Below are 472 nucleotides of genomic sequence, written 5' to 3' on the forward strand. Positions count from 1 at the left end.
CACCGGGGCCCACCATCCGCAGCCGCGGCCCCGTAACGGCGGACACCAGTCCGCGACCGTTGAGCACGTCACGGGCGCGAAGTCCCTCATCCGTTCTCTCGAGGAAGTCGGGGCGGAGGTCGTGTTCGGGATTCCGGGCGGTGCCATCCTCCCGGCGTACGACCCGATGATGGACTCCACTCGGGTCCGTCACGTCCTGGTCCGCCACGAGCAGGGCGCGGGCCACGCCGCCACCGGGTACGCCCAGGCCACCGGCAAGGTCGGCGTGTGCATGGCGACGTCGGGTCCCGGCGCCACCAACCTGGTCACCCCGATCGCCGACGCCCACATGGACTCGGTGCCGCTGGTCGCGATCACCGGCCAGGTCTCCTCCAAGGCGATCGGTACGGATGCCTTCCAGGAGGCGGACATCGTGGGTATCACGATGCCGATCACCAAGCACAACTTCCTGGTGACGAAGGCCGAGGACATT

Annotated in this window: 1 protein-coding gene; it reads left to right on the forward strand. The window is 68.9% G+C overall.

Features of this window, described 5'->3' with window-relative positions:
* Positions 1-472, forward strand: a 472-nt coding sequence (locus ADK54_RS16215) for a thiamine pyrophosphate-binding protein (RefSeq protein ID WP_267887016.1), incomplete at both ends; no start/stop codon positions are given.

Source organism: Streptomyces sp. WM6378 (assembly GCF_001279695.1).
GTDB lineage: Bacteria > Actinomycetota > Actinomycetes > Streptomycetales > Streptomycetaceae > Streptomyces.